Raw genomic sequence first — 17,131 nt, 5'->3', positions numbered from 1 at the left:
GAGCGCGTGAACAGAGCCTCTCCCGCCTTTATGCATTCGCGCCTTGTTGTTCTTCTAAGCCGCCTTGCGCTCATCGTTTCGGGCGGGGGCGTCCTGGCGGCCGCCTTTCTGCCGATCTCGTCCGCGCCCTCGCTTGGGTCAGATTGGCTGAGCCACGGCGCAGCCTTTCTGGTGCTGGCGGTGCTTTCCGCCGTCGCCCTGCCCAGAGTGTCGCTGCTGCGGCTGTGGTGGGGCCTGACGCTTCTTGGTGTGTTGATCGAGGTGATCCAGGGCTTGCCCGGCGTAAACCGAGGCCCAAGCGTTCTTGAAGCCATCTGGGACTCGGCTGTTGTGGCGGCTGTGTTTCTGGTCATCTCGATCGGAGCTGTAAGGCGCCAAGCCGGCGGCCCGCATGGCGGCCCGGATCACCGCTAAGGCGCGGCCCTCTGCTTACGAGACCCTGTCGCGAGGGGAACCTTTCTGTCCGATCAGCCCTTTAACTCCCCAGTCATCTCATTTGACGTAATCGGGGTTGCTGACGCGATCTCCACCATGCTAATCGCCCCCAGCAATCTCCGGTAGCCGTCCGTTCGAAAGGTCCACCATGAAAAAGTCCCTGAGCGTCGTTGCCGCCGCTCTCGCCGTCGCCGCGGTTTCCGCGGGCGCTTCGGCCCAGTCGGGCGTTTCGGCTCAAACGCCGACCGCGCGCCTGTCGGGTGCTGCTGGTCAAGTGATGGTGGACCGCGGCCAAGGCTTTGTTTCGTCGGACGCAGCCTCGATCCTGCGCGCCGGTGACGTGGTTCGGACATCTGCGGCAAACCAGGTTGTCTTCGCTGACGGCTGCGCGCTGCCGATCGCCGCGGGTCAGGCCTTCACGGTTCCTTCGGTTTCGCCCTGCGCCGCTCAGGTGACGGGCGGCGGCCAGGCTGTTGAGACCGGCGCTGGCGTCGCGGCGGGATCAGCATCTGCTGGGGGGCTGGCAGCGATCAGCACCACGGGTCTGGTGGTTGGCGGTCTGGCGGCCGGCGGTCTGGTGGCCCTTGTGGCGACCGTCGCCGACGATGACGAAGACGAGCCGATCAGCCGCTAAGCCCTGATCACGGAAGTCAAGAAGAGCGGCTTCGGCCTCTTTTTTGCGGTTTGTGCCGGCGCCGGGGGACGTAGCGTATCCACTCGATGATTGATCTGCACTGCCATCTCTTGCCTGGCATTGATGATGGCGCCACCGAGCTCGACGACGCCCTGGCACTGGCCCGGGTGGCGTGGGAAGATGGCATCACCACGCTGGCCTGCACGCCGCACATTTATCCTGGCCTATATGACAACACCGCCGAGATCATCCACGATGGGGTCGCCTCACTACAGGATGAACTTGCAAAGGCCGACATTCCGCTGACGCTGGTGGCGGGCGCAGATGCGCAGCTCACACCGAATATGCTCGAGCAGCTAAAGACCGGCCGCATCCCGACGCTGGCCGGTTCTCGGTACTTCCTGTTTGAGCCGCCCCACCATGTGGCGCCGCCCCGCATGGCTGACGTGATTTTCGAGCTGTTGGCGGCTGGCTATGTGCCGATCATCACCCATCCCGAGCGCCTGACCTGGATCGAAGATCGTTACGCCACGATCTGCGAGGTCTTCGAGGCCGGCGCCTGGATCCAGTTGACCGCCGGCTCCATTACCGGGCTGTTCGGCAAGCGCGCCCAGTACTGGTCGGAACGGATGCTGGACGAAGGCCGCGTCCACATAGTCGCCAGCGACGGACATAATCTGCGCCGTCGTCGCCCTGTGCTCTCGGAAGCACGCGAACGCGTGGCCGATCGGCTGGGACAGCAGGCGGCGCTGGACATGGTGAGCGTCAGGCCGCAAGGCGTGATCCTTGACCATTCCCCTACGGACATGCCCGCCCTGACGAAGGCGCGGCGTCCGGTCGAGCAGCCGGCGCGAAGGCGCTGGTTCGGAGGCTTCAGATGATCCGCATGCGGACCTTCACCCTGGCAACGGCTTTGATGGCGGGCGCCGCCGTGAGCGCCTGCGCGACCCGTTCGGCTGCGCCCCCCGCCGTTCTACCAATGCCCGTCGTTCAGCAGGCGCCGCAGCCGACCTATCGCATTGGTCCGTTTGATCAGTTGCAGGTCAATGTCTTCGGCGTGCCGGAGCTCTCGGGCGCGGCGCAGGTGGACGGCGACGGCCAGTTGAACCTGCCGCTCGTGGGGCCCGTGGACGCCCTGGGCCGCACCCCGCCGCAGTTGGCGGTCGAGGTGGAGCGGGCCTATGCGACGCGCTATGTTCGCGACCCGAACGTCACTATCCAAATCACCACGCCGCAGAGCCAAAGGGTGGTTGTGTCAGGCGAGGTGCGCGAAGCCGGCGTCTTCCCGGTGCAGGGGCGGCTGACCCTGGTTCAGGCGATCGCACAGGCTCGAGGTCTGAGCGATAACGCAAACGCCGGAAACGTGGTTGTCTTGCGCCAGGCCGAAGGCCAACAAACCGCTGCGCGTTTCGATCTGCGCGAGATTCAAGCGGGCCGGCTTGCTGACCCTGAGCTTGCTCCTGGCGATACAGTGATCGTCGACACGGCGCGCGCGCGCCGCCTCATTCGCGACCTGGCGCCGCTGGGCGGCTTCCTGGTCGGCATCTTCAACGTACTGAATTAAAGCTGATGACCTCCATGCTTCCCGCGGCCGGTACCAGCTCTTCTGCTGCAGAGTCTCGTCCCCTGTTCGGGCAGGACGGCGACGGCCTGATCGATTTGCGCCGTCTTTGGCATATTCTGTTGAAGCGCTGGTGGATACTTGCCGGCGTGCTGGCGGTTGCGTTGGTCCTTGGCGTGGTGATCACCCTGCTGTCGACGCCGATCTATCGCGCCAGCGCCACCCTACAGATCGACCGCGAAGCCGCGCAGGTCGTCGACGTGGAAGGAGTTCTTCCGGCCGAAGGCATGTACTCGGCACAGGAATTTTATCAAACTCAATATGGCCTGTTGAAGAGCCGGTCGCTGGCTCAGCGTGTGGTGACGGGACTGCGCCTGGCGCAGGACGCGCAGTTTATCGAAGCAAATCGGCGCAGCCCCGCCAACGCGCAGCCGCGAAGTGACGAGGATGGAGGCTCGCCGGCCGAACGCAATCGGCAGGCCGTCAGTCAACTGCTCGCCAATCTTCGTGTCACGCCAACGATGAACTCCCGCTTGGTGACGATCAGCTATGACAGCGCCGACCCGGCCCTGGCGCAGGCGGTGGTCAACTCCATCACTGAGACCTTTATCGCCACCAACCTGGAGCGTCGCTTCGAAGCCTCGTCCTATGCCCGTCGCTTCCTTGAAGAACGCATCGAGCAACTTCGCGTCCGCTTGGAGGAGTCCGAGCGCGAGCTCGTCGCCTATGCCTCCAACCAGCAGATCATCAACATCCCCAGCGCAAGCGCCACGTCGGACGGAGGCGCAAACCGCGGCCGATCGCTGATCGCCTCATCGCTGGAGGCGCTCAACGCCTCGCTCGCCGAGGCGCGGACTACGCGCATTGAGGCCGAGGAACGCTCACGCGCGGCGCAGGCTTCAACCGGACTGGGACTCAGCGAGGTATTGTCCAGCCCCACCATTCAGGCGCTGCGTGAACAGCGCGCCGAGCTCACGGCGAGGCGGCAGGAGCTGCTTGAACGCTTCCAGCCTGAGTATCCCAGTGTTCAGCAAACTCAGGCCCAGATCACCGAGCTGGATCGGCAGTTGGCGGCGGAAGCCGGCGATGTTCGTCGTTCACTGCAAGGCCAGTATGCGTCAGCGGCCGCCGCCGAACGCTCGATCCAGGGCGAGATCGACGCGCTGAAGGCACAGGCGCTGGACCTGGATCAGCGCAGCATCCGCTACAACATCCTGCAGCGGGAGCTCGACACCAACCGCACCCTTTATGACGGCCTGCTTCAGCGCTACCGCGAGATCGGCATTGCCGGCGGCGTCGGCACCAACAACGTGTCCGTCGTCGACAGCGCCGACCTGCCGGTGAATCCGGTGGCGCCGCGTCCATTGATCAATCTGGCCTTGGCTGGACTGCTCGGCCTGCTGCTGGGCGCCGCCATCATCTTCGTGCTCGAGTTCCTGGACGAATCGCTGCGTGTGCCGGCCGATATCGAAGCGAAGCTGAACCTGCCGCTGCTTGGCAGCGTACCGTGGCTGCCATCGGCTGCGGCTCTGGCGCAGGCCGAGCGCGACCCTCGCTCCGGCTTTTCCGAAGCCTATCACTCCGTGCGATCGGCCCTGCAGTTCGCGCGGCCTGGCGGCATGGTCCGCACGCTTCTTGTGACCAGCTCTCAGCCGGCGGAAGGCAAGAGCACCTCGTCGGTTGCGATCGCCCGCGCCTTTGCGCGGATGGGCAAGAGCGTGTTGCTGATCGACGGCGACCTTCGCAATCCGTCCCTGCACAAGATGCTGGGCGGCAACAACCGCGCTGGCTTCTCGTCGGCCCTCGCGGGATCAGACCTGAACGACCTGCTACAGCCGACGGAGCAGGAGCACCTGACTCTGCTGCCGAGCGGACCGCGCCCGCCGAGTCCCGCTGACCTGCTCTCCAGCCAGGCCTTGCCCGATGTTCTCGGCAGGTTGGCTGAGCATTTCGACCTGGTGATCATCGACGGTCCGCCTGTGATGGGCCTGGCCGACGCCACCTTGCTGGGCAATGCGTCGGAAGGCGTGCTCTTCATCAGTGGCGCGGGCATTGTGCGCCGGGGCACGGCGCTGCGCGCGCTCGACCGATTGAGAGGCGCCGGCGCCGACATTCTGGGCGGTGTGTTGGAGCGCTTCGACTCGAAGCGGGCGAACCTCGGCGGCTACGGCTATGAATACACCTACGCCTACGACTACGGCATGGAGGAAACGCCCGGCGCCAAGGCTCGTCGGCGCAAGCGCTGACGGGCGCCTCGAAAATGGCCCGCCGCCCGCCACAGCATGGTCGTCGTGATAGCCGCAAGCAGGGGGAGCTGCGCGCATCTCCTCTTGCGGCGGTTCTGATCTTTGGCGCCACCGCCGGTGTGGGCGTGGTGACGGGCGCGTTCGGCCTCGGCAGACTGTGGGCGGATGATGCCCCCGAGCGAGCGCTGAGGGCGTGGCCGTGGCAGGCGGAGGCGCACCTGGCTCTTGCTGCGGACACGTTGGGAGGCGCCGCGGGCGTTGCGAGCCCCTCGCTGGCCGAAGCTCACGCACGCAACGCCCTAGAGTACGCCCCCCTGTCGGTGCGCGCCGTCTCCATTCTCGGGCAGGCGGCAATTTCCAAAGGCGAGCTCCAGAACGCCGATGCGCTGATGCAAACAGCGGCCCGTCGCAGCCTGCGCGACGCGCCAAGCCAGACCTGGCTTTTTGCCCGCGCCTTGGATCGCCAGGACTATCCTGCCGCCATGCGCTCTCTGGATGTTCTGCTTCGACGCCGTCCGGACTTGAGTGAGACGCTATCTCCGGTGCTGTTTCCCCTCCTCGACGCCGCGCCGGACGCACGCGCCGCTCTGGCGGAAAGGATGGCGCTGACGCCGCCATGGCGATCGATGCTGCTGACGAGCTACAGTCGAAGCGCCTCTGAACCCGCCTTTGCCTATCATCTCCAGCAGTTGCTGCGGGATGGGCCGGCGCCTCCCACCGATCAGGAAGCCCGTGCCTACATCGATCGTCTTGTCCGCGACCGCGCCTATGTCGCCGCGCTGGTCGCTTGGCAACAACAGCGCCCAAAGACGGCCGCCGGCTTGCTGATCGACGGCGGCTTCGAGGCGGAAGACAGGCTGCCGCCCTTTGGCTGGCAGCTGCTGGCGGCGGACGGAGGTGCGGCCGAAATCATCCGCTCGCCCAGCGGAGAGGGCCGCGCGCTCCAGGCGACGGCGCTCGGTGGCCTGCAGCGGCAGAGGCTGGCGGAACAGTTGCTGGTGCTCGCGCCCGGATCCTACCGGCTGCAGGGGCGTGTGTGGCGTGAAGCGAACACACCCGAAGACGCCCTGGTCTGGACGGTGCGTTGTGAGAACGGGCCTGCCATAGAGGCAACCCAAACCCTACGCGAAAGCGGGGAGGGGACTTTCCTCATCTCCATTTTTTTCGAAACCGCACAGGCCTGTCCCGCACAGCGGCTCGCGCTGGAGACACGTCCGGGTGCGAGCCTGTCCCCGACCACTGCGGTCTATGACGACCTACATATCGAGCCGACTGGTCTTCAATGAACCCGCTTGCCGCACGTGCGCGAACTGGCGGAGACGCCCACCCCTGGTACACCGCAGTCTTGGGCTTGTACCTTGCTTTGGCGCTGGTTCTTGGCGGGGCGTCTCAAGACAACGATGGCTTGGACCTCGTTCTCCGGCTTGCCGGCTTGCCGCTGCTGGCCCTCGGCGCCCTGCGGCTGCTGGCTAGAGAGGATGTCTCCCGCCCGGCCCTGCTGTTTCTTGGATCGCTGATCCTGTTGCCGCTGGTGCAATTGATCCCGCTGCCGCCGGCGGTCTGGAGCGCCCTGCCTGGTCGAGCCGCATTAGCGGCCGATCTCGTCGCAGTGGGTGCGGGTGAGACTTGGCGGCCGATCAGTTTGGCGCCAGGCGCCACGTGGGACGCGCTGTTCGGCCTTACGCCCTTTGCCGCCGTCTTCCTTGGCGTGTTGACACTTCGCCGCTCTCAGGCCCAGACGATGTGGCTGCTGGTCGCAGTGATAGCGGTCATCTCCGTTGGCTTGGGAGGGTTTCAACTGGGCGGCGGCCCCTCCAGCCCGTTTCGCCTCTATGGTCCGGATGCGGGACGCGCAGCGACCGGCTTCTTTGCCAATCGCAACCACTGGGCTGCTTTTCTGGTCGCATCGCTTCCAGCCGTGGCTGCCTGGAGCTTCCAGCGCCGCGCCTCGGCGGATCGAGGGCGCTCCGGCGTCGCACTGATCCTTGGCGCCGTCGCATGTCTCGCCCTGCTCGCGGGGGTGGCGATTTCCGGCTCCAGGGCCGGCGCCGGGCTGTTGCTGCTGTGCGCTCTGGGACTGGCGCCTTGGCTTGGGATCGGCCGACAGATCGACCCGCGTCGCCTTCTTCTGCCTGGGCTGCTGCTCGTGGTCAGTCTCGGCCTGGCTGTCGCCGGGTCCTGGGTGGCTGCGGACCGTTTCACCGATGCGCCTCGTGATCTGCGGTTCGACATCTGGGCCGACGCAGGACGCATCGCGGCCGCCCACCTGCCGTTCGGGACAGGCGCGGGCAGCTTCAGCGCGGTTTTCGCCGGGGTCGAGACGCCCGACGACCTGACCGCCGGCTTCACCAACCAGGCGCACAACGACTGGCTGGAGGTGGGGATCGAATATGGTCTGCTGGCGCTCTTGCCCGTCGTCTTCCTCGTGCTGCTGGTTCGGCAGATGTGGCGGCGCGGGGGGGGGCAGAGCAGCGTCGCCCTTGTCGCCATCGCCTTGCTCCTAGCGGCCTCGCTCGTAGATTATCCGCTTCGCACCCCTGCGCTTCAGGTGTTGATGGCGCTGCTGCTGGGAAGCCTGGCGGGAAGCGGAGCGCGAACAGTCGTGCGTAGAAGCGTGGGATCAACGATCGATTTAGCCGCATAGGGGGGGGAGACAGGCTTAGCCGTTCTCTCCAGCAAGTTCAGCAAACGGCGATCATGCGTCCCCTTGGCGCCGTTCGGCTGAAGGCGCGACCTCCCGAAGCGACCCGGGTTTTAACCCTCTGCTCAGCGTGAGCGAACAGCCTTTCGGATAGCCTGCGCGCCTGTCTCGACAGGCTGCCATCCCAATCTGCCCCAGTGCGTGCGATCAATCTGTAGAGGATCGAACAGGCTCGCTACCATCTCCCCGCGCCCTATCATCCCAAGCGGCGCCGCAAGAAGCGCCTTGGGCGCTGGGTAAAGCAGCATCTTACGGTCGAGGGCTGCCGCCACTTCTCTCACCAGGGTCGCGGTATCAAAATCCTCGGGATCCGCCGGCAAGAAAACCTCAACGGGGGCCGGCGCCGCGATGGAATGACGGATCGCTGAAACTAGGTTGTCGATGGAACAGAAGCTGCGTTTTGCTCTAGCCGTGGCGAAGGGGAGCGGCAAACCAGTTCGGACCAAGCGCACCAGCAACGGGAAACTGCCCTTGGAGCCAGACCCGTAGATCATGGGCGGGCGTAGAATAGCTAATTCAAGCCCGGTTTCGTCGGCAAGCTTTGTCAGCTCCCTCTCGGCCTCGCTCTTAGACCGCCCGTAGGGGTTCGCGGCCGGGTTGGTCGGGGTCTCGGGCCGGATAGCGGCTTTCGAGGACTTGCCGTGCACGTGCAGCGAACTTGTGAATACGAATCGCGTGACCTTGGCTGCAGCAGCCATGCGAGCCGTGTGCAAGGCCAGTTCGACGTTCGCTCGACGCAGATCGTCGGAAGACGCCCGACTCGTTGTGATGCCGGACAGATGTACGACACAGTCCAACCCCGCGAACTGTGACGAATCGGAGGTCAGCGCCCTCACCTCAAGGCCTGCCACTCGGCCAGCACATCGGCCAAACAGCCGCGGAGAGCCACCATCCGCGACCAGTGCTTGCGCTAGAGCCCCGCCGACATAGCCCGACGCTCCGACAATCCCGACACGATCAAGCGCGGATGGCATCACCCTGCCCCTTTCCCAAGACAGTCAGTATAATCAAGCGGACGTAGTCCTTGAGGTTGGGCGCGCGCGTCCAGATTGCGTCCTTCTCGGCGAGTTCGCGCGGCGTTGACATGTCCAGCCCGATGACCTGAGAGGGCCCTGTCACCCCAGGGCGAACGCCGTAGACCCCATGCGCCCGCCGCGCCTCGATCAGCTCGAGCTGTGAAGGCAAGCACGGGCGCGGCCCCACCAGGCTCATCTCGCCGCGAATTACGTTCCAAAGTTGCGGGAGTTCGTCGAGTTTCAACCGGCGCAACCAGCGACCGATCGAGGTGACGTGGGCGCCCGAGATCTCGTGTGTGCCGACGACAGGTGCTCCCTCGGCCATCGTCCGTAATTTGTAGCAGACGAATAGGACTTCGTTTCGGCCGACCCGGTTCTGACGGAAGAGAGCGGGCCCTGGGGAGTCAAGCCGCACCAGAAACGCGACGATCAGCAAGATCGGCAAAGTCACCACCCCGCCTGAGATCGCCGCCACTAGATCGATGGCGCGGATAAGCGTCGATTGCAGCGTGGATCCTCTCGCCACACCAGTACGATCCTGATCCGGCTGCATACGTTTGCTCACGAGTAGTACCTCTGCCGAAACCAGCCAATGCGCCGCGGTCCGGGCGCGAACGCGGAGATGTCGTGGAACATGTTTAAGACCGACGCTGTGGCGGAAACGGGTTGAGGCGGATGGGTGCGCCATCCTACCTTCTACCAGCTTTCCTTTGGATCAAAGACAAGAGCACCGTCACGCCTTCTCCAGGACCGCACCGACATGCCCGGCGATGCGATCCATGGTGGCCTTAAAGGCGAAACGGGAATCATACGCGGCGCGGGCGCGGGCACCCATAGCTTGGAGCTCGATTCTGGGCAGATTGGCCAGATGCAGCATCGCCTCGGCCATGGCGGCGCTGTTCTCGGGCGGCGTGCTGATCCCGGCACCCGCCTCTGTAACGATTCGGGCGGCCTCGCCGCGGACGCCGATCAGGACGGGGCGCCCCATGGCGAGATAGAACTGGGTCTTGGACGGAATGGTGATTTCGAACAGCGGATCGTCTTTGAGGTGGACCACCTGCACATCGGCGGCGGCCAGAACATCGCCGATGTGGGACGGCGGCACCCCGGGCAGAATCTGAACGTTTCGGACCCCTTGTTGACGGACAAGGGTCTCAAGGCGCGCGCGCTCGGCGCCCTCTCCAATCAGGGTTAGTTGGATTTGGGGCGCGATTTTGGCCAGGCTGTGCGCCGCCTCGATCAGCACTTCTAGCGCCTGAACGGTGCCCATGTTGCCGGCGAAGACAAAGTTGAAGCGCCCTTTGAAGTTCAGGGAAGCAAGATCGTATAGGCCATTGACGCGTGCTGCGTCTTCGTCCGCCCAGTTGAAGAAGACGTCAGCGCGGCTAGGATCAACGCCGCGCTCAACCAGCCGCGCCGCCATGCCTTCGGACTGGCCGAGGACCAGGGCTGCGCGTTTGTAGACGAACCGACATGTGGGACCAAGGATGTACGCCAGGGTCTCCGTGGCCGACATGCCCGACGCCGCCACGGTGTCCGGCCATAGGTCCTGAACCTCAAGAAGGAAGGGCTTGCGCCAGACCAGACCGGCGAGCGCCGCCGCCAAACCGGTCGTGATCGGCGGATGATAGACATAGATCAGGTCGAAGCGCCTGGCCTGGACCAGGCAGAAGACAAAAGCGGACAGAAAGAAGGACAGATAGTTGAGAGCTCGCCCGAGGCTGGAGCGATCATGGCTGGGATAAAGGAAGACGCGATGGACGGTGACGCCCTCAATCCGGTCGCGCTTATAGGGCGCAAGACGATAACCCTGCGCCAGCTTGCCGGAGGGATAGTTGGGAAAGCCGGTTAGGACCTCGACTTCATAGCCTCTAGCCTGGAGGTCTTTCACAACCTTCAGGCCACGCGTGGCAGGCTCCGGCCAGAACCACTGGCTGAGATACAGAATGCGACGCGGCACGATCAGTACTCTTTCCAGACCGTCCGGCGCACATAATCCGTGTAGCTGAGGATGATGCGCAGCACCTTGTCCGACACATTTTCAGGCGAATAGTCGCGCACCAGCCGCAGCAGACGTTCATCCCCGCGGGGCTGGCTTTCCAGGACCGCCATGGCCTGAAGCACGCGCTCGGGATTGAGGCCGGTCATCATCACCGCCGCCTCTTCCATGCCTTCCGGGCGTTCGTGAGCTTCGCGCAGGTTCAGCGCCGGGAAGTTGAGTATGGACGACTCTTCTGTGATCGTGCCGCTGTCCGACAGCACCGCCCGAGCCCTGGTCTGAAGGGCGATGTAGTCCAGAAAGCCGAACGGCTTCAGAAGCCGCACCCGATCGTCGAAGGTGACTCCGAAGGCTTCGATGCGGGCCCGCGTGCGTGGGTGGGTGCTGACCAGGACGGGCTCGCCAGTGTGATCGGCCACAGCGTTCAGGCAGTCAGCGAGGCGTCGCAGCTGGCGCTCGGAATCGACATTCTCCTCACGATGGGCGCTGACGACGACGTAGCCTCCTTCGCTCACCCCCACTTCTTCCAGAACGCGCGAGCGTTCGATGGCGGGACGATAGTAGCTCAGCACCTCGTTCATCGGGCTGCCGGTGCAAATCACGCGGTCGGGGGCGGCGCCTTCCCTCAACAGGTAATCCCGCGCGATGGCGGAGTAGGTCAGGTTGATGTCGGCAGTGTGATCGACGATGCGACGATTGGTTTCTTCCGGCACGCGCTGATCAAAGCAGCGATTGCCAGCCTCCATGTGGAAGATCGGGATCTTGCGTCGTTTGGCGGGAATGACAGACAGGCAGCTGTTGGTGTCGCCAAGCACCAGCAGGGCGTCCGGATTTTCCGTCGCCAACACCTTGTCCACGGCGATGATGATCTGGCCGATGGTCTCGGCCGCATTGCCGCCAGCTGCGTCTAGGAAGTGGTCGGGCCTGCGAATTTCCAGGTCCCGAAAGAAGACCTCGTTCAGCTCATAGTCGTAGTTCTGCCCCGTATGGACGAGGACCTGCTCCGTATGATCGTCCAGCCGAGCGATGACGCGCGACAGGCGGATGAGTTCGGGCCGTGTTCCCACGACCGTCATGACCTTCAACTTCTTCACGGCTAGACCTTCTGCGCCACAGTGTCGGGCCGCGCCCGATCGAATACTTCGTTGGCCCACAACATGACGACCATCTCGCCATCTCCAATGTTGGTGATGTTGTGGGTCCAGCCAGGGATGGTCTCGACGATGCGACCCTGGCCGCCTTCCACGACGATCTCGTGCCGCTGATCGGTCAATATATGGCGAAAGCCAAAATGAGCCGTGCCGGTCAGGACCAGAAACTTCTCCGTCTTGGTGTGGTGATAGTGCTCGCCGCGCGTGATCCCCGGGCCGGCCGTGAAATAGGAGAACTGGCCGCAGTCCGGCGTCTTCAGCATCTCCACAAAAACGCCGCGCGGATCGGCGTGCCGCGGCACGTCATAGGCGAAGCTCTCAGGCTCCAGGTAGCTGAGATACGTGGCGTAAAGCGCTCGGTCGAGCCCTTGGCCGACGCGGTCGGTGAAGAGGGTCTCGCGGCTGGCGGCATAGCCGGTGATGGCATTGGCCACCGCCCCGACCGTGGTTTCGTGGATAGGTCCCGCCTCGGCGAAGGCGGCGCCCGACGGCGGATGACGGATCAGATCCAGCATCGCGTCGCACACATCGTCCACATGCACCAGGCGAAGCGACGCCGAGGGATCGTTGACGGCGATCGGCAAGCCGCGCGCGATATTGTGGCAGAAGGTGGCGACCGCCGAGTTGTAGTTCGGCCTCGCCCATTTGCCGAAGACGTTAGCCAGCCGAAAGACACGCACCGGCGCATCCGTCTCTTCCGAATAGCGGAACAGGACGTCCTCGGCCGCGTGCTTGCTGCGGCCGTAAGGATTGTCGCGCTCGGCCTGGATCGACGAAGCGTAGAGGATCGGAATCGGTCTGCCCGCGTCCTTGAGGGCCTTCACCAGCCCTTCGGTCGAGCCGACATTGCCGGTCACGAAATCCGTCTCGTCAACGGGTCGGTTCACGCCCGCCAGGTGAATGACGAACTCCGCTCGCGCCACGGCGGCCCGAATGGCGGCCTCATCCGCATCCGAACCGAGCGGAAGAGGCTCCACTCCGGTCTCCTGAAGCCGCACCATCAGGTTGCGGCCAATGAATCCTCGCGCTCCGGTGACAACAACAGCCATGGCTCAGTCCTCCAGCGAGGCCCGCTCGCCGCTCAGCAGGCGCTGGATGAACTCCAGCTTGAGCAGCAAGGCCTTCATGCCCTCGACGTCCAGACGCTCGGTGTTGTGCGAGTTGTATTCCTCGCCTTCGTGCAGGCAGGCGTCGCCCTGATCGACGAACTTGCCGTAGTTGAGGTCACGGCCGTCCGGCGGCACCCGGAAGTAGTCCCCGAGATCCTCGGAGCGCGCCCGTTCCTCCTTGCCGAGCAAGGATTCATACTGCTTCTCGCCGTGACGAACGCCGATCACGCGCACCTCGTGATCCGGTCGGCCGAACAGTTCCAGAAGAGCCTGAACCAGGGTCTCCACCGTGGCGGCTGGTGCCTTCTGGACGAAGATGTCGCCGTTGTCCCCATGAGCGAAGGCGTAGAGCACCAGTTCGACGGCGTCTTCCAGCGTCATCATGAACCGCGTCATGGCGGGCTCAGTCACCGTGATCGGCTGCCCCTCCAGAAGCTGGCTGACGAACAAGGGAATCACCGAACCGCGCGAGGCCATGACATTGCCGTAACGCGTGCCGCAAACCGTAAGGCCGGCCTCGGCGAAGCTGGCGATCTTCTCTTCGGTGAGGCCGATGCCGGAGGTGATCAGGTTCGTGTAATAGCCGAGTCCCCGTGCCGCCTCGATCAACTCGGCCAGGTCCTGGCGCACCAATGGTTCGCCGCCGGAAAAACCCAGCTGGGCCGCGCCCATCTCGAGTGCCTGGCGGAACACCTCGATCCACTCGGCGGTGCTCAGTTCTTCATGACTACGGGCGAAGTCCAGCGGATTGGAGCAGTACGGGCACTGCAACGGGCAACGATAGGTCAGCTCCGCCAGCAGCCAGAGCGGCGGGCCGGGCTCGTAGCCGGGTTTAGCGAAGCTCGATCCAGAACCGTTCAACGGCAACCTCCAGAAACGCAACGATATCTTCTTGAATCCCTTCGGCCTCGGGATAGCGAGCCTGCAGATCGGCAACGATCGCACCGACGCTACGCGTCCCGTCCACTTCGGTCAGCACCGCCGCAGCGCTCTCATTGAGCTTGATCATGCCTTCCGGGTAGAGCAGCACATGGCAGTTCTGCGCGGGCTCCCACTGGAAGCGGAAACCACGGCGCAACGCTGGAATCTGGGTTAGTTGAATATCGCTCATCATCATTGTCTCGCCAGTGGGCAGGTTGCTGCCTGGCCACGTGGTCATGGTCGTCAGGCGGTCCACTCTACAGGGGCCGGATGCCTCATGGGTGGGCAGGATTTGCCCACGGAACGCGTGCCTACAGGCTGATGCCTTTGTGCCAGATACGCTCGCGGGTCACGGTGTGGTACGGCGGACGATCCAGTTCGTAGGCCATGCTCATGGCGTCGAGCATGCTCCAGAGCACGTCGAGTTTGACCTGCAGGATCTCCAGCATACGCTCCTGCGCCTCGCGGGTGCGGTAGTGCTCCAGGGTGAGCCGCAGACCGTGCTCGACATCGCGGCGGGCTTCCTTCAGGCGCTTGCGGAAGTAGTCGTAGCCGGAGGCATCGATCCAAGGATAGTGCTGCGGCCAGCTATCGAGGCGCGACTGGTGGATCGTCGGGGCGAAGAGCTCGGTCAGCGAGCTGCTGGCGGCCTCCTGCCAGCTGGCGCGACGGGCGAAGTTGACGTAGGCATCCACGGCGAACCTCACACCGGGCAGCACCAGTTCCTGCGACAGGACCTGCTCGCGATCCAGGCCGACGGATTCGGCGAGTCGCAACCAGGCTTCGATACCTCCCTCTTCCCCCGGCGCGCCGTCGTGATCGATGATGCGCTGGATCCACTCCCGACGGGTGTCGCGATCCGGGCAGTTGGCCATGATCGCCGCATCCTTCAGCGGAATATTGGTCTGGTAGTAAAAGCGGTTGGCGACCCAGCCCTGGATCTGCTCGCGCGTCGCCTTGCCGTTGTGCATCGCAATATGGTACGGATGATGAATATGGTAGTAAGCGCCTTTTGCGCGCAGCGCCTGTTCAAAGGCCTGCGGCGAAAGCGGCTGTGCCTGCGTCATGGTTATACCTCGATCAACATGCCATCCCAGCTCACTTCGATACCCTGCTGCGTCAGGCTCTGGCGCTCAGCGGACTCTTCATCCAGGATGGGATTGGTGTTGTTAATGTGAATCAGAATCTTACGTTCCGCCGGCAATGACGCCAGCAGCGCGGCCAGTCCCTGCTCTTCTGAGAGCGCAAGGTGGCCCATATCTTTACCGGTATTCAGCCCGACGCCGGTTGCCGCCAGCTCGTTGTCGCGCCACAGCGTGCCGTCGATCAGCAGACAGTCCGCCTTTTGCAGCCACGGCATCAGCGCCGCGTCCGGCTCGCCCAACCCCGGCGCATACAGCAGGCTTTTGCCGCTGCTGCCGTCTTCCACAAACAGCGCCACGTTATGACCCGGCAGCGGGCGGTTGCGGTACTGCGAATAAGGCGGCGCGTTGCTCAGCAGCGGAATGGCGGTAAAGCGCAGGCTTTGACAGACGCCGACGGTAAACGGGCTGTCCGGCACGATCGGGTGATGCACCAGGCCGCCGTTCCAGTGGGAAAGCATGGTGAATACCGGGAAGCCGGTGGTCAGATCCTGATGCACCTCTTCGGTACACCAGACCTGATGCGGACAGCCTTCACGTAAATTGAGTAAGCCCGCGCTGTGATCGATCTGGCTGTCGGTCAGGATAATGGCGCCGATGCCGGTGGCGCGCAGCACGTCGGGATTATTCAATTCAGGCGAAGCCAACAGCTGATGGCAGATATCGGGCGAGACATTGCACAATACCCAATCCTTGCCGTTGTCGCTGATGGCGATAGAGGATTGCGTCCGCCGCGAGGTTTTCATCGTGCCGTTACGCACGCCCTGACAGTTGTGACAATTGCAGTTCCATTGCGGGAACCCTCCGCCAGCTGCGGAGCCAAGAACTTTGATCTGCATGTGATGACCGGGAAAGGAGAAAAAAAACAGGCCCGCGACGAGCGCGGGCACAGGGATTAACGGTTGGAAATGTACAGAGTCACTTCCAGACCCAGACGTAAATCTTCAAATGCAGGTTTGATCCATGCAGACATTAGGCTTCTCCTCTTGGCGTTAAAATGACGGGGTTGTCACCATTAATTGCGGCAGGCAACCCGCAACTTGTCAAATATGAAAATTTGGCAGCGCAGATGTTGCTCTAATGTGACCTGGATCGCAACTTTTCTATTGACCCCACGTGCGCTTCAGCACCCGCAGCCAGTTACGCCAGGCCAGTTTTTCCAGACGTTTCTCATCAAAGCCAGCATCGGTTAACGCCTTGAAAAGTTTTGGCATTCCCGTTACGTCGCCAAGGCTTTCCGGCACGCTGATGCCGTCAAAATCAGATCCAAAGCCAACCCGATCTTCTCCCACTTTATCGATCAGCCAGCACAGGTGTTTAACAATTTCATGCAACGACGTGTCGGCATTGCGTTGTCCATCGGCGCGCAGAAAGGCGTTGCCAAAGTTAACGCCGACGAAACCGTCGCTGTGGGCGATAGCCGCCAGCTGCGCGTCGGTCAGGTTGCGCGGCTGCGCGCAGAGCGCGTGCGCGTTGGAGTGCGTCGCCACCAGCGGCGCATCGCTGATCTCCGCTGTTTGCCAGAAGGCCTTCTCATTCATATGCGAAAGATCGATCAGCAGCCGTTTGCGATTGCAGGCGCGAATCAGCGCTTTGCCCTCCTCCGTCATGCCGTCGCCGGTATCGGGCGAACCGGGAAAGCCGCCGTTAACGCCGACGCCGAAGCGGTTGGGCAGGTTCCAGAACGGCCCGATGCTGCGCAGGCCCAGCTGATAAAACGTGTCCAGCAGCGCCAGCTCCGGGTCGAGCATCTCGGCGCCTTCAATATGCATCACCAGCGCCAGCACATCCTGTTGCAGGCATTGCTCGATCTCCGCCGCCGTGCGGCACAGACGCGCCCGGCCCTGCGACGCGTCCGCCAGCTCCTGCAAAATCGCCATCTGAGCCTCGGCGATCGCCAGCGCGTCGTTCTGCGCCTGCACGCTGGCGAGATCCTGCTTGCGCTCGCCCGCCAGCCAGACGGCGGGCGGCACGAAGACGGCGAACAGGCCGCCGGCGAAGCCGCCCTGACGCATGCGCGGGTAATCAAGATGCCCGCGCTCAAGCCCGGCGAAAAAGGCCTGCGCCGGATTGTCCGCGTGGTTGACCCACAGACGCAGCAGCAGATCGTTGTGACCATCAAAAAAGGTTTGCGTTTTTATCATTTCAGCATCGCTATAGCCGTCATACTTCAGGCCGCAGATTCGTTGGCTGCGTTCGCTCACACCGGTCACTTA

General features: G+C 63.6%; 18 protein-coding genes. 7 read left to right on the top strand and 11 right to left on the bottom strand.

Annotated features, from left to right (window positions below; translation table 11 throughout):
• The first annotated feature begins 6 nt into the window (after window positions 1-6).
• The 7 genes from B2Y21_RS03135 to B2Y21_RS03105 all read left to right on the top strand — a co-directional run bounded on the left by B2Y21_RS03135 (window position 7) and on the right by B2Y21_RS03105 (window position 7,520).
• Window positions 7-414 (top strand): hypothetical protein, encoded by a 408-nt coding sequence (locus tag B2Y21_RS03135; RefSeq protein ID WP_292056851.1) that lies wholly within the window; start codon window positions 7-9, stop codon window positions 412-414.
• 169 nt (window positions 415-583) lie between these two features.
• Complete coding sequence (locus B2Y21_RS03130; RefSeq protein ID WP_292056849.1) at window positions 584-1,069, top strand: hypothetical protein; 486 nt, start codon at window positions 584-586, stop codon at window positions 1,067-1,069.
• An 86-nt stretch (window positions 1,070-1,155) separates the two neighbouring features.
• Window positions 1,156-1,950 carry a tyrosine-protein phosphatase gene (locus B2Y21_RS03125; protein WP_292056847.1) on the top strand — a complete coding sequence of 265 codons (795 nt, stop codon included), beginning with the start codon at window positions 1,156-1,158 and terminating at the stop codon, window positions 1,948-1,950.
• On the top strand, window positions 1,947-2,633 hold the full coding sequence (locus B2Y21_RS03120) for a polysaccharide biosynthesis/export family protein (protein ID WP_292056845.1): 687 nt from the start codon (window positions 1,947-1,949) through the stop codon (window positions 2,631-2,633). The genes B2Y21_RS03125 and B2Y21_RS03120 overlap by 4 nt, the downstream gene beginning before the upstream one ends.
• A 5-nt stretch (window positions 2,634-2,638) precedes the next feature.
• Window positions 2,639-4,876, top strand: coding sequence for a GumC family protein (locus tag B2Y21_RS03115; RefSeq protein ID WP_292056843.1), 2,238 nt, complete (start codon window positions 2,639-2,641; stop codon window positions 4,874-4,876).
• 14 nt (window positions 4,877-4,890) lie between these two features.
• Window positions 4,891-6,162 carry a hypothetical protein gene (locus B2Y21_RS03110; protein ID WP_292056841.1) on the top strand — a complete coding sequence of 424 codons (1,272 nt, stop codon included), beginning with the start codon at window positions 4,891-4,893 and terminating at the stop codon, window positions 6,160-6,162.
• A 119-nt stretch (window positions 6,163-6,281) separates the two neighbouring features.
• Window positions 6,282-7,520, top strand: coding sequence for an O-antigen ligase family protein (locus B2Y21_RS03105; RefSeq protein WP_292056840.1), 1,239 nt, complete (start codon window positions 6,282-6,284; stop codon window positions 7,518-7,520).
• Between the two features lie 122 nt (window positions 7,521-7,642).
• Here B2Y21_RS03105 and B2Y21_RS03100 read toward each other — a convergent pair whose 3' ends face one another.
• From B2Y21_RS03100 to B2Y21_RS03050, 11 genes are all read right to left on the bottom strand, one after another.
• A complete protein-coding gene (locus tag B2Y21_RS03100; protein ID WP_292056838.1) occupies window positions 7,643-8,551 on the bottom strand; it encodes an NAD-dependent epimerase/dehydratase family protein in 909 nt (302 codons plus the stop codon).
• Window positions 8,535-9,158 carry a sugar transferase gene (locus tag B2Y21_RS03095; RefSeq protein WP_292056836.1) on the bottom strand — a complete coding sequence of 208 codons (624 nt, stop codon included), beginning with the start codon at window positions 9,156-9,158 and terminating at the stop codon, window positions 8,535-8,537. The genes B2Y21_RS03100 and B2Y21_RS03095 overlap by 17 nt, the downstream gene beginning before the upstream one ends.
• A gap of 168 nt (window positions 9,159-9,326) precedes the next feature.
• Complete coding sequence (locus B2Y21_RS03090) at window positions 9,327-10,553, bottom strand: glycosyltransferase family 4 protein (protein WP_292056834.1); 1,227 nt, start codon at window positions 10,551-10,553, stop codon at window positions 9,327-9,329.
• A 2-nt stretch (window positions 10,554-10,555) separates the two neighbouring features.
• Complete coding sequence (gene wecB / locus B2Y21_RS03085) at window positions 10,556-11,686, bottom strand: non-hydrolyzing UDP-N-acetylglucosamine 2-epimerase (RefSeq protein ID WP_292056831.1); 1,131 nt, start codon at window positions 11,684-11,686, stop codon at window positions 10,556-10,558.
• A 2-nt stretch (window positions 11,687-11,688) separates the two neighbouring features.
• Window positions 11,689-12,792 (bottom strand): UDP-2-acetamido-2,6-beta-L-arabino-hexul-4-ose reductase, encoded by a 1,104-nt coding sequence (gene wbjC / locus B2Y21_RS03080; RefSeq protein WP_292056829.1) that lies wholly within the window; start codon window positions 12,790-12,792, stop codon window positions 11,689-11,691.
• A gap of 3 nt (window positions 12,793-12,795) precedes the next feature.
• Window positions 12,796-13,713: a polysaccharide biosynthesis protein gene (locus B2Y21_RS03075; protein WP_292056828.1), complete on the bottom strand. Its 918-nt coding sequence runs from the start codon at window positions 13,711-13,713 to the stop codon at window positions 12,796-12,798.
• Window positions 13,685-14,029: a pyrroloquinoline quinone biosynthesis peptide chaperone PqqD gene (pqqD, locus tag B2Y21_RS03070; RefSeq protein ID WP_023446620.1), complete on the bottom strand. Its 345-nt coding sequence runs from the start codon at window positions 14,027-14,029 to the stop codon at window positions 13,685-13,687. Before pqqD ends, B2Y21_RS03075 begins: the two co-directional genes overlap by 29 nt.
• A 55-nt stretch (window positions 14,030-14,084) precedes the next feature.
• Entirely contained in the window at window positions 14,085-14,840 is a 756-nt protein-coding gene (pqqC, locus tag B2Y21_RS03065; RefSeq protein ID WP_292056823.1) for a pyrroloquinoline-quinone synthase PqqC, read from the bottom strand.
• A gap of 2 nt (window positions 14,841-14,842) precedes the next feature.
• Entirely contained in the window at window positions 14,843-15,805 is a 963-nt protein-coding gene (gene pqqB / locus B2Y21_RS03060) for a pyrroloquinoline quinone biosynthesis protein PqqB (RefSeq protein WP_292056821.1), read from the bottom strand.
• A gap of 5 nt (window positions 15,806-15,810) precedes the next feature.
• Window positions 15,811-15,888, bottom strand: coding sequence for a pyrroloquinoline quinone precursor peptide PqqA (pqqA, locus tag B2Y21_RS03055; protein ID WP_071883753.1), 78 nt, complete (start codon window positions 15,886-15,888; stop codon window positions 15,811-15,813).
• A gap of 130 nt (window positions 15,889-16,018) precedes the next feature.
• Entirely contained in the window at window positions 16,019-17,119 is a 1,101-nt protein-coding gene (locus tag B2Y21_RS03050) for a dipeptidase (RefSeq protein ID WP_292056818.1), read from the bottom strand.
• Between the last annotated feature and the right edge of the window lie 12 nt (window positions 17,120-17,131).

This window comes from Brevundimonas sp. UBA5936 (genome assembly GCA_002430835.1).
GTDB lineage: Bacteria > Pseudomonadota > Alphaproteobacteria > Caulobacterales > Caulobacteraceae > Brevundimonas.
Note: the sequence above shows the minus strand (reverse complement) of the source record. Positions and strands in the feature narration are given on the sequence as shown.